The following is a 14,710-nucleotide window of genomic DNA, read 5'->3' on the forward strand; positions in this document are numbered from 1 at the left end:
CATCATTCCTTTCGCGTTTTTGCTCTGGCTCGCATATTCAACAGATGCGCCATCTGCGCGTACCCCATGACGGCAATTATCGGGAAAAGGCTGGCGAATGCAATCAGCCCGAAACCGTCCAGCGCGGGGTTGCGCCCCGGAACGGCTTCCGAAAGTCCGAGACCAAGCGCCGCCACGAGCGGCACGGTTACAGTGGACGTCGTCACGCCACCGGAGTCGTACGCAATGGCAATAATTTTCTTGGGTGTGAAGAATGTCATCACCACCACTGCAACATACCCGCAAAGTATGTAAAGGGAAAGGGGCGTGCCGGTGACGATCCGATATGCCCCCAGCGTAATGCCTACCGCCACGCCAATGGCAACGGTGATCCGCAATCCCCACTGGCTGATGCTGCCGCCGGACACCTCGCTGGCCTTCAACGCCACAGCCAAAAGGGATGGCTCGGCAATGGTGGTGGAGAAGCCGATCATGGCGGCAAACAGGTAGACCCACAAATAGGCCGTCCAGTCCGACTGGGCTTCCACTCCGCCTATGAGAAAATCCGGAGCGGTCAACTGCGCGACCATGGCTTTACCCACAGGAAACAGCGCCTTTTCAAGTCCTATAAGGAAAAGGGCCAGTCCGAGCACCACGTACACACCGCCCATAATCACCCTCGGCAAATGCGGGATGGGTTGGCGGATGACGAATATCTGAAAGACGAGAATCAGTCCGAGGATCGGCAGCGTATCGCGTACCGTGGCCAGAAAGACCGATCCGAAATCAATGAAAAAATCCATACGGCTTCCAGGCTTAGAAGATTATGAGGCCGTACCCCATCACGAAGATCATGGGCAGCAGGCTCGCCAGCGCCACGAGTCCGAAACCGTCCAGCAGCGGGCTGCGCCCCCTGATGATGGAGGCCAGCCCCACGCCGAGCGCCGCCACCAGCGGCACCGTCACCGTGGAGGTTGTCACCCCGCCTGCGTCATAGGCGACACCGATAATCTCTTCGGGCGCGACAATGGTCATCAGCATCACGAGGACATAGCCACTTATAATCACCAGAGAAATCGACCAGCCTCGTATTATTCGAAGAACACCGATCAGGATGGCCACGCCCACCGAGAGAGCCACGGACAGCCGCAGTCCCATGGCGTAGCTGTCCATGGAAGACTGTCCGGCATCGATGAGATTTGCAGTGGCGGCGATGCTCGCAGCCTCAGCGGCCACGGCGATCAGCGCTGGCTCTGCCACGGTGGTGCAAAAGCCAAGCAGAAAGGCGAACGTCAGAATCCAGAACAGACTCCCCTTTCTCGCAAGCGAGCGCGCCAGATTCTCCCCGATGGGAAACAGGCCCATTTCGAGCCCCTGCACGAAAAGCGCAAGCCCGACGAGGACCAACAGACTGCCGAAGGCCACTTCCCCGAGATTCGGGAAAGGCTGCCTGAGCACAACCGCCTGAAAGAAGACCACGACAAGAATGATGGGAAGCATGTCCTTGAGCGAGCTCCAGAGCTTGCCCAGAACAACCTTCGCAATTCGATCAAGAGTTTGAACCTTCATAATATTGGGTAGTTCCGCCTTTTTCGCAACCTTGCAAAAGAAATGTCCCAAGTCAAAGGTTCTTTGCATATTCGTGCATATTTATCACGGGATTGGATGTTCGAATACGTGCTAGCAAAAGAAAAACAACGTGAAGACTAAAACGCATTATCTATTAGCAGGCAACCGCGACGGAGGTCTGCGCCAGAATGGTAAACAGGCTGACACGTTACTTGCGGGTGAAGAAGGGATGGCTAGAAAACAAGTTGACGAGTGGTCACGCGATAAGGATCAAACGTGAAACGAAAAACATTTATGAGGCTCTATGAAGAGCCTTGTCAATAGATGATTCCCAAAATGACATCACAGTCGGCAGCGAAAAACGCTCTGTCACATTTTGCGCACGAAAAGCGAAAGTCTCTCTCATCTGTGAATCACTCATTAAAGCATCCATCGCACCAGCTAAAGCGGAAACATCTTCACAAGGGACAATCAAACCATCATAGCCATGATGCACAATATCCTTCACAGCACCACATTCTGTCGAAATCACAGCGACACCAGAAGCCATGGCCTCACATAACGCGTTAGGGAACCCTTCATAAGAAGAAGGAAGCACAAAAAGTTCTGTCTGCTGAAGACAATTGGCTACATTAACAATCTGTCCTGTAAAATGAACCCGGTCATTAAGACCGAGCGAAGAAACCAACTGCTTTAAAAAAAGATTCAACGGCCCGTCACCAACAAGAGCCAAATGCCAACTCTCATGACGGGATGCAATTTGACTGAACGCTTTGATTAACCTCGAATGCCCCTTCTCAGCCGATTGACGACCAATGGAAGTTATCAAGGGACTTGGCAAGGATACATTCTCACCGCCTGGATGCGGCGCAGAAACAGGGTTCGCTATTATATCAATTTTATTACTTAATCGTCTCGGGAAGAATTGCTTAGCATTTGAGCTCTGTACAACAATCCTATCAGCCAGAGGATAGGTCAAAGACCTTAGTTTTCCCCACACCTTACCTATGTCATGCTTCCATGGATCACTTCTTTCAGATATCAGGACAGGGTAACCAGCCCCCAAAAGACTCAGGAGCAAACGAACATTAACAGTATCCACAAAGCTAATCACAACGTCTGGATTTATATTTCGAATAGCACGACGTAGTACAATGCTTCTTTTTAGGTTGTTGACAACAGACTGCAATAAGTTCTGCGAAGGCCACAAGAGTGACAAATTCTGCACCGACACACTCTCATGCAAAGGATAAAATGAATCATTTATTTCACTGAAAGTAACTATACTTATGGAATGCTCACAGGACGCAGCCCAATGATTAGCCATTGTACAAACCACACGTTCTGCGCCACCAGCATCCAATGAAGATATTACAAAAACAATATTCACAAATCATCCACAGAGCCAAAAATTGAAAACACGGAAAATTAAGTTGTATTTTTTATAGTAGGTCTGGCAGCAGCAAAGACACAGCGTCAAGTACTTATTAAATACTCCACAAGACTCTTCTAAAAATGCAGCCTTTTAATCAAAAATGCAACGCTCATTCTCACGGTACGAGCGTAATCATGCTGCAACATTTTAAGCCAATAACGAAAAGCTGAGAAACGGCGTCCATGCAGACGGGAAAGGGTCAAGGCTTCTTCAAACTGATGAAAGATGTGTTTTCTAATGATGGATGAATACTTCTTGTTAAAATAACCATCAAGCTCAACAAGAAAGCTTGTTTTGCGTTCATTGACTGCGATCAACTCTTCAAAAGGTTTCTTGGCAATTGTCTTAGTTATTCCTGCTGGATGCTGTCGGTAAACTGCCATCACATCATCCATAAAATATATATCTCCAAAAGTAGCAAGCCAAATCAGCAAGGCATGGTCACGAGATACGGTGGTGTAAAACCAACTGGGAAGAGTCTTTGGATTCCTGAAAAGAAGCGAAGCAGTGAAATTACAAGGAAAGCAAGCCAAAACATCTTCAAGCGCAACCCTTTTCTTGCAAAAGATATTGCCTTGAACAAAATTCTGACCTTCCATTCCATCAAAAATCACTGCTTGACTATGTATAGCCACGGAAAGGTGAAGATCAGACTCAAGAAGCTCTACTTGCTTTATAAGCTTACGAGGATCTGTCCAGTAATCGTCACCTTCACACATGGCGACATACTTCACTCCCGACGAGAAACATTTGTCATATAGACTCTCAACAATTTTACCTTTTGTGTTCTCCTCAGACATCAGCAAGTAAATACGATCAGGGTGCTGCTCCTTGTATTTCTGACATATCTCCCGAGTACCATCAGTAGAACCGTCGTCAGACAAAAAAATCTTAACAGGAAACTCCCCTCGCTGCATCAAGACTCCGTCAAGAGCATGAGAAATATAGTTGGCTTGATTATACGTTCCCATAATCACACCAACAAAAGGGGCAGTCACATCAGACACAGATTAACCCATCCCGAACTAGCAATTACTCCCACACAGCGCAGCAAAAGCCATTCATCCCAAAGCCATTACCGTTATAAAAAAGGTACTTTGAGCTTTTTGTACTAACAACAGAAGGATAGGCTTGCATTTTAGAATCCCATTCTTGCGGCCCTGGCTGGATTCCACATTCAGCATCACTTCGGATCCAACTCAGTCCATCTTCAGAAGTTGCATACCCGATACGGTAACTCTCAGGACCGTCTCTAAAGTCATTGCTTCCTCGATAGCAGAACCACATTTTATACATTCCATCTTCAAAAACTACAGTCGGCTTGGCATTTGCCTCATATTCAGACATGGTCGGGATGCAAGTTAGATCATCCTTGCACCAATTTATTGCATCTTGTGAAAATGCAGTCTTTATCTGGTACAAAGATTCTGGTTTACCATCCACAGTAATCCATTTAGTACCTGCGGCATACCACATGCGCCATCCCTCCCCAAATTTCATGACCCATGGAGATATGACAAAATAAGGATCATAAGCGCTTCTATCCAAAACAGGACCATCAAATAAGCGAGTGAAACTGTTCCCTCCATCATCACTTACAGCAAGTCCAATCGCATTGCCATAAGGCACAGTCACTCGAATATTGTAAGCAGTGTAATATAAATAAATTTTTCCGTCGCACTCAAGCGCGCAAGTACATAAGGTACCACTGTCATCACAAGCACCAAGTTTTCCGAGGCTTAAAACTGGTTCTTTATGCACATACAGGACTTTTGCAGGGTCGTCTTTGTCTAAGTCCACGTAAGTAATCCGACTCTTCCCATTTACATCACGCGGACTATAGTAGACACGGATACAATCTTCCATCACAAGAGGTGTCGGCAACATTGCATGGCTGTTAATCCAGTCGAGTTCATACTTACTACGATCAAAGACAAGTCCAATTTTTCTCCAGGCCATCGAAACACCTTCTTGAAATTCAAGTTACAAATTATACCCCAAAGACCAAAAATCTTTTCCCCACCAATGATGCGGATGAAAACCCTCGACTTGAAAACCGATTCTTTTATAAAATGCTACTGCATCTTCGCTCGGAGCCGTTAACTTTATCTTGTGAACACCGTGCTTTTTATAGAAGTCCACACACTGATCAAACAGCATAGAACCGATACCTCTCGCTTGAAAGGATTGGTCAACTAGAAGCCAAAGGACAGTTGAGACTCCCCCCTCAGGAGGCAAGGCCAACAAGAAACCACAAACCATTTCATCAAAAACGGCAACCCAGACAGCAGCTCTCTCTCTTTCTAAAAAGCTGGTAAAATTGTTTGTCTCAAAAAGCTGCGCATATCCGGCAATGGCCTGCTCAGGAAAATTAAAATTAGTTCGACAACTATTTTTCATCAAAGAGCAAAGACGCTCAGAATCATCAATACTAGCCAATCTAAAACAAAGACGGTTCATATCGCATCTCTATAAACATAGACAGTGTACTCATATAATCCATAATCCATTCGAACTGTGACATGCCGACTGATATTCTTAACCAAATATGAAACACATTCATCCAGAGGCCAATGAAAGAGGTCATCCCTGTACCAATCTACATGACTGCTCATCACATTGAAGGCCAGTCCTTTGCGGCAAAGACCATACGTTGAGTAAATAATGTGCTTTGCGAAATCGGCCATACGCTGATGTGAAAGAGTAAGCTTTTCTGTAAGGACTCCATTCATTAAAACATAATCGGCAATTTGCTCTTGAATTGGATTTTTTAGTAAATCCCTAGCTTCAAAAAACTCATTGGGATGTCTACGACTAGCAGCTTCAATCATCTTTTCGGATATATCAATACCGCGGTAGTTAAAACGCTCCCTCTGCCCTGTGTCAGTCAAGTAGTCCACCATCAATCCGACTCCACACCCTACATCAGCCAGACACACACTGCCAGCTCGTGTACGGACAACATCCAACATCACTGCGAACCGACGTTCTAGATCGTGTTGATTTGGCCAGTCAACCCCGCGATGATTGGGGCCAAACTCTGCCAGTCGTTTTTCATAGTGTTCTTTAACGACTTCATAATCGCCACCATTCATTTTAGACAAAAGCACATCTCCTGCTAGCGCGTAGAGCTTTTCCTGTTTTTCCAATATGGAGGAAAGTATCCGTCTTGCGAGTTGGAATCCACACCTGCAGAAAGGCAAAGTTGCTTGTATTCAGTTGACAAAACAACTTGCTTCAATGCTTTCAAATTACACGGTACGGCATTAAATCGCTGTTTAAATCGATCGAGGCCATCACCGGGGGCAACTCCGCCTCCCAAATTGAGCAAACCGGCGCCTCTTTTTTTCTGCATTTCTAGTGCGTTCCAGATTATATTTCTGGAATATTTTCTGCCAGCTGAGGTTGATGCGCTAAGGAAGTATTCCATCACATTGCAGTCTCCCCTCCCATTCCCTTCGGGTAAAATGAAAAGTGAAACCGCCTCGACTTTGCCACCTACAATAACACCCACCGGCACCATTTCTGGAATCTCAAGAAAAGCCTTCAACGTTTCGCGGCTAAAATCGTAGCAATCAGAAGCACCAACACGTTGCATAGTCTGTGGATACAATTCAAGAAAAGCTTCGTGCAAAACAGGCGTACTATGCGCGATTGTAACTGTATGATCGCGATCAACTTTTCTAATCTCATACCGATGAGTCTTATTAAGCGAAGAAAACATATCCTTCAGAGGCGGAGTCAGGTCCAAAAGGTAGACCACTTGGGGCTGCTCCTCAAATTCATGAACCATGTCCGTAGGCAACTCAATCGCTGGATTTTGCACGATGTATGCAGTTGCAAATCCTTCTCGACGGCAAAAATCTGTCCATTCAGCAAAAAATGAGTGGCCTTTGTTTGAGGGCCATGTGGTTACGAAGCCACCAGAACCATAGGGAGAAAATAATTCCGGAGGAGCTGTGGCTGACAGTCTTCGAACTCCTAGAGGACATACAGCCTTGCCTCCATCACCATCACACCGATACAAAAACAACTCATATTCCACTGACAAAGACAAAGCTTTGCAGTAAGCATGAGAATGAGCCAGCGGAGTAGCCATCCCATCTAATGCTCTGCACCAGCGCTCTTCATCCGTTAATGGAATCAATTCGTGTTTCATCAATAAGGCCTAAGGCTTAAGACAGGATGTAACACCCGTCTTCAGACAATACAGCAGCCCTTTTTTCTATAGTCGCTGAGTCAACCTTTTGAGGAAGAGATGATGACACAGCCTTGGGCCTATCCTCATATCGGTTAACAGTGACCTCAGCAAATCCCAAAGCTTTCGCAGCCTTTCTGGACAATTGGAAATCTTCCTCAGTTTCACCAGGAAATCCAATAAGCAGACTGGTTCTTAACGCAATCTCAGGCGCTCTCTCATTGATCTCTTTAAGAGTATCCAAGGCATCTTGTGCCTTGTATTCCCGCTTCATCGACTCAAGTACTGAATTAGAGCCTGACTGAAGTGGGACAAACAGCTCCTTAATGTTTTCCTGGTGTCTAACAATTACAGGCAGCAGTGTATCTCGATCCTCAATTAACCACTGTGGATTACAGTCGATTATTATAAGATTAAAATCTTCAGCATAACTGCAAAGAGACTTAATCAGTTCGGCCAAAGAACTGTTTATGTCTTTCCCGTAGCATCCGGTGTCTTCTGCGATTAACTGAAAAGTCTTATAACCTTTGTCTATTCCCTTTTTAAAATCATGGAAAACGTCCTCAAGCGGTCGGCTACGCAGGGTGCCTGTAGCATACTTCGTTGCACAAAAAGCACATTGACTAAGACATCCATCCGCAATTTTAATATTATAGTATGGAATAAAAGTTTGCGGCTTGTTGCCTTTGGCAAGACTTTTAATCTTTTCGTATAAACTTTTCCCTCGAACTGAGTATTCGAGAAACTTACCGTTCATAAAGAATTTGTAGAATATTCTTTTGTACAGCTTTGACTTGCGACAAAAACTACGGGCTACAAGATAATTCACTATATCCGGATTATCGGCAATACTGTCCGGATACTCCACTTCTTCAAAAGGAGTGATGGCATTAATCAACTCATCAAATTTTTCCAGTTGACCCGTGGGGACAAAAACGCAATCACGGATGTCACTCATCGGGCCAGCGTTAATCAGAGGAAGGCAGCCAGTTACAACGATAAGAGAGTTCTTGTTTCCACGCCTTGCAACCGCTTCATGAATAGCTCTAAGCGAATTCTCCTCATTAAGCTCAACGACACCACAGGTTGCAACAATTATCATGTCAGCAGTCTCAGGTTTCCTGGACATATCCCAACCATTGCGCTCCAGATAACTCTGAAGATGGATAACATCCAGGCCCCTTCGAATACACCCCGCGCTAAACACATAGAATTTTTTCATATAATCATTATACCCGTTCTAGCATTGAACGTTTTCAGTTTCGTAAACTAACAACTCTTGGAAGCTAGATGTACACATCATAGCATCAAGAACCGACAACCCTGAAACAAAATCCCCTGTCCCCTGTGGATATGACCTAAGCTTGGGCTGTAAAAACTCAAGTGATATACCCTTCCGCCGAAAGGTTGCGCAGTCATACAGATCTCTACCGCCGGGAAGGTTGACATACGTTTCAGCACAATTTTGGATGCAAATATCCAAAACCCTGTCAGACCCGGACAGCCCTTTCCGAGGGTATACAGAAGAAGTTTCAACTATTTCCGTACTAATCCCAAGATAAGAACAAACTCTCTTCAGCGAATGCACAAGAAAAGTGGATAAACCACTTATTTTACAGGCAAGCATGTCTTCAATCAAAGGCATCACGTTATTATACATAGGTGCTTTTTTGTAAGCATGCTTTATTGTTTTAAGAAACCTTCTAGCCCAATCCTCGTAATCCTGCCCGAGTTCCAACTCATTGATCATTTTATTCTGGCTTGCCTTTTTAACAGGCAAAGAAAAAGTATTAGGTCGCCCATCTACAAGAATACGGTTTCGATTCACCCATCCCCGCTTAATATAATTAACATCATCAAGCACAACGAATCGATCTACGGATGCAAGCAGCTGAAAATAACCAAGATAGGGCAAAAAATATGGCTGCATCACGGCTAATCGCATTACTGTCCTCCTCTGCAGGAAAGAACCAGATCAATAATTTTTTCTTGGTCAAACGGAGCAAGGTCTGGATAAATCGGAAGGCAAATCACTGCTTCACTGATTTCTGAAGCGACCGAAAGAGAGTGTTGACCAGCGCTTTTGAGGTCTCTGTATGAAGGGAAATCACTAATTAAAGGATAGTAGTATCGCCTCGGATGAATATCATGTTCCTTAAGCTTTNCATAAACCTGCTCTCTGTCGGCACCAAAACTCTTTTTATCAACCAACACAGGGCAATACGAATAATTCCATTCAATACCTTTGCGAGGTCTGACAAGCCTCAATCCGGATTGATCAGAAAAAGCCTCAACGTATCTATTAAATACATGCTTTGATTTTTCGCGTTTGCAATTAAAATCCTTCACCTGAAGCAAACCTACAGCAGCTTGAAATTCATTCATCTTACCATTGCTGCCAGGAGCAACGACTGTAGTTTCATCCGCAATTCCAAAGTTCTTGAGAAAATCAATACGGCGTTTTAGATTCGCATCCTGAGAAAAAATACCTCCGCCCTCAAAGGTATTGAGAACCTTCGTGGCATGAAAACTCACAATCGATAGGTCGCCTTTGTTGAATATTGATTCCCCATCAATCGTAACGCCAAAAGCTGGAGCTGCATCATAAACAACTTTAAGGCCATAGATACTTGCGATGCGTTCGATAGCCTCAACGTTACAGGGAAAACCGAAAGCGTGAGTTGGCAGTATTGCCGTCGTTTGAGGAGTAATAAGGGCCTCTATGCGCTCAGGATCAAGGGTTAGGGTACCAGGGTCAATGTCACAGAATACAGGAGTACATCTATTCCAGTATATTGCATGTGTGGTAGCGGCAAAACTGAACGGGGTGGTAATCACTTCTCCCGTGATACGAAGAGCTTGCAGGGCCGTCTGCAAAGCCATAGTACCATTGCAAAAAAGGTTAACATGCGAGACCTTCAGATAATCGCACAATGCTTTTTCAAATGCAGCATGGTATTTCCCCATGTTGCTCAATTGCCTACTGTCCCAGATGTCCTCAAGCAACGGAAGAAGCTCGTCCAAAGAAGGAAGTGAAGGGCGTGTTACGTGAATACTCATGGTGCTATCAATCCTTCTCCAAGGGCCGAGCTTTGAACTCCCCCCCTACAAAAGACAAACATTTTTCCATTACCTTTTCAAAATAATACCTAGGTAATCGCCGCGGCATGCTCCGTAACGCCTTACGATGCGAGAGCTGAGCCCCCAACAACAAACGAAGAAGCGCCTCTCGGTCAAGCTGTAAATCCTCTTCACTGCTGGCATCCTTCAATACTAATGGCTCCTGAAAAAGCACTCCATCTCGACGGCCTAAAAAACGCCGAGCGAATTCTTTATACTTTGGCTCATATGCACGATAACTACTAAGAATCTGTTCACGAGAAAAAAGCTGTATTCTTTTTTTGGACCAAGAAAAAAGGTGAGACATCTCTTGCAAACTACGATTAAGGTACTTTCCCTCATCAGGGTCAAGCAAGCCAGCCTTGACCATTCGTGTGACCTCAATCATGGCAGCTAATGTTTCGCCTTTGGGAGAAATATTACTGCTCTTGATACGTTCGTATTCAGGATGAAGCTTCTCTCCCAAACAATCAAGAAAGTCCTCTACCAAGTCCCCTTTGAGAGCAGATTTTTCAAAAGGTTTTAGAATAACATTCTCATCCCCAAAAGCTTCTGCCCACCAGTCAAGGGTAAGCATCCTTCGACCTTTCAACAGAGAGACATATTCATCCGGGGTATACAAATACGCTCCTCGTTTCAAACCCTGGACATATTGTGATTGCAAAAGAGTATCGATACGCCTTATATAACAAACAATCGTAACATCTTCACCAGCAAACAGTTCAGCTATCTGGAAAATATCACTTTGCTCTGGTAAATGTGCCAACATTTCGCAACTGATGACAACTTTCTCACAAGAACTTTTCTTCCCCTCCCTAATTAGTTTTTTCCAATTAAAAATCTGCTTTTTTAAACTAATTCTTTCAAAGTCGTTATTACAAATAAGATGGGCGTGGTTTACGCGACTGGTTATAGGGTAATATACTCCCCTGCGTTTAAAAGCATCCCGATTAACATCAAAAAAAGTCTGTATGGAAGATGTTCCAGTTTTTCCCATACCAATATGTATATAAAACTTTTGCCTCATACTATCCCTCTGAATTGACTTACATTGATGACCACTATCATAATTAACAACAAAAGAAGAACTGCTTATAAAACAAATCAAAAGCGAGCATCATATCGCATCAAAACACTTTTTGGGATTCCTCGATCTACAATTTCACCAGACTCAACCCAAACAATTGAGTCACACCGCTCAACGGTTGAGTTGCGATGAGCAACAATTATCAGAGTCAACTCTCCTTTGAACGAATATACTGTGTCCAAAATAGCTTTCTCAACCTTGGAATCCAAAGAACTCGTTGCCTCGTCGAATATCAACACTTCGGGCTTTTTGTACAAGGCTCTGGCGATCGCCAGGCGTTGCCTTTGCCCACCAGAAAGCTTAGCGCCGTGCTCACCAATCTTTGTATCTATTCCATCGACCAGCTCAGAAAGAAAATCCAGTGATGCCATACGGCAGCACTCAAGGACCCATCCTCTATCGATGCGTGCTTCCGGCACACCGTATGCAATGTTCTCAGCAATTGTCCCATCAAAAACATATGGGAACTGCGGCACATAACCTATTTCTTCGACTTGCCACGCTCTCACTTCTTCCGATGTCAATTTCTTTCCGTCCAGAACAAATTCGCCACTACTATGTGGAAGCAATCCTGCCAGCAGGTTGATGAGTGTCGACTTCCCAGCCCCAGAAGGCCCTACAACACCCAAGGCCTGACCTTTGTCAATCACAAGGTCGATTTGAGACAAGGCTTCCATTGAAGCACCAAGATATTTAAATTTTACACCTTTTAGCTGCACAGATTCTCTAAGATGCGGAATCTTTTTTTCCGAATTAACTGCTTTTTCTTCAAGGTCCAAAGCGTAAAGCTCTTCCTCTACCGCCTCCAACCGCTCGATATAAGGCCAACTCATACGTATAGCCCCCATCGAATCCAACAGTTTGTTCATACAAGGCAAAAGGCGCCAACCCGCTGCTGCCAATAGAGCTGCTGTACCAGCTACCCGAGCATACGAAGCATCCAAACTCAACAAATAACAAATTGACAATGCGATAAGAATAAAACCAAAGGATTCAAGAAGATACATTGGAGTACTGCGCATCAACTCAACTTTTACACCAACTCCAGTCGCCCGACTCATGCACTTCCTGTATTCATCCAGTAAAGTACTCCCACACCCTGCAATTTTCGCCTCAGCAATTCCTTGTAACGATCTCGCATAAACTCTATTGCGCCAGACCATACATTCCGACAATTTATTACTTAAATGATCGATCCGCTTCTTTGAAAATTTAAATATCGTCATCCCCACAAGACTAAGCACACCAAATGTGCCAAGAGATACAACAGGGTCTACAAAAAGTAATCCAAAAAGAATGAAGATAACGGTAAATCCGTCACAAGCGATGTTTATTACACTTCTAGCCACGAGCCCGTAATAGCGAGCCCAAAGTCCATACAAAGCCATATCGCTTGAATTACGGTTCACATGCCATTCGTAAGGCAGGCTCAACAAAGAGGAAAGGAGTCTAGAGCCAACAAACTTCTCTACCTCTCTCTGTAGGCGGACAGAACAGGAAGTGTTCCACAGCCGAATCCCATTATTGAATATAACAACTAAGGCAGTTAATCCTACTATAACTATAATAAACGATTTAGGCTCAGCCAAAATTTCTTTGGAAACTAGAGCCCATAACCATGCAATTTTCTCCGATGAAACTACTTCCTTTGGCGAAGAAAGTGCAGCTCCCATTAGTGCGATTGAACTTACAAGAACAAGTTGGAGCACCGACACAACGACCGACGAAAATAACGCTACAAAAACGCGTTTTTTCAATAACGAATCAAATCGCTTAAATATACTAAGAAAAGATACCGCCATGCTGCAAATAATCCTTGGTTGGTCAGAGAATCAGTCAATCCTCAACTTCGTTAAACAACTTTCCAATGAGGCCGCTTTAAAAATACATCCCGCGATTCCTCAAATTCATCATGGGCCATCGTCATTATACGTAGTTTACGATTAATCTTATCCTCTGTAACTTGACGCAGGTTCTCTAAATGCGCACTGTCAACCGCCCCCACAATAAGCACATCAATAAGCCCGGAATCACACCCCTGGGCATAATCATCCAAAATATAGACGGCTTGCACTTCACCAAGGTCAGCCATTACTTGCTCCACCAACCTGTCGATGCCAAAGGTTTTGCGAACAATAGATGATATCTCGGGAAAAAAAGGATGCTCTTTGTTAGCCCTGAAATATGTTGATCTACCCGATGCCTCCCGAAGCAAATATCCAGCCTCGCTGAGATTGTTAAGCTCAAGCTTTATGGCATTGGGCGAAACATTAAACTCGTTCGATAACCCTCTAAGATAGCATGAAACTTCTGGATTAAGGAACAGTTTAAGTAATATTTTGATACGTGTTTTTGAGGAGAAAAGCTGAGAAAGCATTCGTTTTCTTTACAGCAAAATTGTACAAAAACAAACCCCGAACGACACCCCATTTACACATCCGTTAGGAGGTCATTATGTGCTTCCACCGTGCTTAATTATACCGCTCACACGAAGAAACGAAAAAGGCGGGGCACTGGCAATGCCCCGCCTTCTTTTAATGTCGAAAATTAGTACGTTATTTCAAAATACTTATTTTTGCCCTTACCTCCTCATCTGCCCCACAAGCAGACGACCGACTTCCGCGCCGGAAGCCGGATTCTGCCCGGTGATGAGACGCCCGTCGGCAACGGCATGTCCGGCAAAAGGCTTGTCCGCCTTTTCGTAGATTCCGCCACAGGCGCGTAGTTCGGTTTCGGTGAGAAACGGTACGACCGAATCGAGTTCCGCAAGCCGCTCCTCTTCATCGGAAAAGCCGGTCAGCCGCTTGCCGTCGATGAGCGGCTTGCCGTCTGACAGTTTGAGATTCAGCAGGGCCACCACGCCGTGACAAACTCCGGTGACGTAGCCGTCGTTCTCGTAAATATTCCGGCTGATGTCCTGCAAGCCTTCATTTTCGGGAAAGTCCCAGGCGGTGCCGTGCCCTCCCGCATAGTAGATAGCGGCGTAATCCTCTGCCCGGACCTCGTCAGGCCGCATGGTGGCCCCGAGGCGGTTCATAAACGCCTTGTCCTGATACCATTGCCAGTCCGTGTCGTCGGCACCTTCGAGGCTGTGCGGGTCGATGGGCGTATACCCGCCCTGCGGGCTGACGTAATCCACGGCATACCCGGCCTCCTGAATCTCCTTGACGAAATGCACGGCTTCGCTGAGCCAGAGGCCAGTGGCGCGTCGCAGATTCGGATACTTCGCCACGCTGGTCACTGCCACCAGTACCTTTTTGGTCATACGGCACCTCACTAGAGTTTATGCTTTGCAACGATACACCGTACGACGCTAGCACAG

At 45.2% G+C, this 14,710-nt stretch carries 15 protein-coding genes; all 15 read right to left on the reverse strand.

Going from position 1 to position 14,710, the window contains the following annotated elements; all coding sequences use genetic code 11:
• Positions 1-2: 2 nt before the first annotated feature.
• On the reverse strand, positions 3-782 hold the full coding sequence (locus B149_RS0112600) for a DUF1538 domain-containing protein (RefSeq protein ID WP_018125526.1): 780 nt from the start codon (positions 780-782) through the stop codon (positions 3-5).
• A 13-nt stretch (positions 783-795) separates the two neighbouring features.
• Positions 796-1,548 carry a DUF1538 domain-containing protein gene (locus B149_RS0112605; protein ID WP_018125527.1) on the reverse strand — a complete coding sequence of 251 codons (753 nt, stop codon included), beginning with the start codon at positions 1,546-1,548 and terminating at the stop codon, positions 796-798.
• Positions 1,549-1,840: 292 nt separating this feature from the next.
• Complete coding sequence (locus B149_RS18360) at positions 1,841-2,938, reverse strand: glycosyltransferase family 4 protein (RefSeq protein ID WP_156816822.1); 1,098 nt, start codon at positions 2,936-2,938, stop codon at positions 1,841-1,843.
• A 119-nt stretch (positions 2,939-3,057) separates the two neighbouring features.
• Complete coding sequence (locus B149_RS17210; protein WP_156816823.1) at positions 3,058-3,990, reverse strand: glycosyltransferase; 933 nt, start codon at positions 3,988-3,990, stop codon at positions 3,058-3,060.
• Between the two features lie 25 nt (positions 3,991-4,015).
• A complete protein-coding gene (locus B149_RS18575; RefSeq protein WP_156816824.1) occupies positions 4,016-4,942 on the reverse strand; it encodes a glycoside hydrolase family protein in 927 nt (308 codons plus the stop codon).
• A 24-nt stretch (positions 4,943-4,966) separates the two neighbouring features.
• Positions 4,967-5,443 (reverse strand): GNAT family N-acetyltransferase, encoded by a 477-nt coding sequence (locus B149_RS0112615; RefSeq protein WP_026167601.1) that lies wholly within the window; start codon positions 5,441-5,443, stop codon positions 4,967-4,969.
• Positions 5,440-6,132: a class I SAM-dependent methyltransferase gene (locus B149_RS0112620; RefSeq protein ID WP_156816825.1), complete on the reverse strand. Its 693-nt coding sequence runs from the start codon at positions 6,130-6,132 to the stop codon at positions 5,440-5,442. The genes B149_RS0112615 and B149_RS0112620 overlap by 4 nt, the downstream gene beginning before the upstream one ends.
• Positions 6,102-7,142: a hypothetical protein gene (locus tag B149_RS0112625; protein WP_156816826.1), complete on the reverse strand. Its 1,041-nt coding sequence runs from the start codon at positions 7,140-7,142 to the stop codon at positions 6,102-6,104. Before B149_RS0112625 ends, B149_RS0112620 begins: the two co-directional genes overlap by 31 nt.
• Before the next feature lie 16 nt (positions 7,143-7,158).
• Positions 7,159-8,403, reverse strand: coding sequence for a radical SAM protein (locus tag B149_RS0112635; protein ID WP_018125533.1), 1,245 nt, complete (start codon positions 8,401-8,403; stop codon positions 7,159-7,161).
• A gap of 18 nt (positions 8,404-8,421) precedes the next feature.
• Complete coding sequence (locus tag B149_RS0112640; RefSeq protein ID WP_018125534.1) at positions 8,422-9,126, reverse strand: WbqC family protein; 705 nt, start codon at positions 9,124-9,126, stop codon at positions 8,422-8,424.
• Positions 9,126-10,241 (reverse strand): DegT/DnrJ/EryC1/StrS family aminotransferase, encoded by a 1,116-nt coding sequence (locus B149_RS0112645; protein WP_018125535.1) that lies wholly within the window; start codon positions 10,239-10,241, stop codon positions 9,126-9,128. The genes B149_RS0112640 and B149_RS0112645 overlap by 1 nt, the downstream gene beginning before the upstream one ends.
• Positions 10,242-10,248: 7 nt before the next feature.
• Positions 10,249-11,328 carry a hypothetical protein gene (locus B149_RS0112650; protein ID WP_018125536.1) on the reverse strand — a complete coding sequence of 360 codons (1,080 nt, stop codon included), beginning with the start codon at positions 11,326-11,328 and terminating at the stop codon, positions 10,249-10,251.
• 77 nt (positions 11,329-11,405) lie between these two features.
• A complete protein-coding gene (locus B149_RS18365; RefSeq protein WP_083909232.1) occupies positions 11,406-13,190 on the reverse strand; it encodes an ABC transporter ATP-binding protein in 1,785 nt (594 codons plus the stop codon).
• Between the two features lie 50 nt (positions 13,191-13,240).
• Positions 13,241-13,765, reverse strand: a complete 525-nt coding sequence (locus B149_RS0112660) for a winged helix-turn-helix domain-containing protein (RefSeq protein WP_018125538.1) — start codon at positions 13,763-13,765, stop codon at positions 13,241-13,243.
• Positions 13,766-13,969: 204 nt separating this feature from the next.
• Complete coding sequence (locus B149_RS0112665) at positions 13,970-14,653, reverse strand: type 1 glutamine amidotransferase domain-containing protein (RefSeq protein WP_018125539.1); 684 nt, start codon at positions 14,651-14,653, stop codon at positions 13,970-13,972.
• Between the last annotated feature and the right edge of the window lie 57 nt (positions 14,654-14,710).

This window comes from Desulfovibrio oxyclinae DSM 11498, assembly GCF_000375485.1.
Taxonomy (GTDB): Bacteria; Desulfobacterota; Desulfovibrionia; order Desulfovibrionales; family Desulfovibrionaceae; genus Pseudodesulfovibrio; species Pseudodesulfovibrio oxyclinae.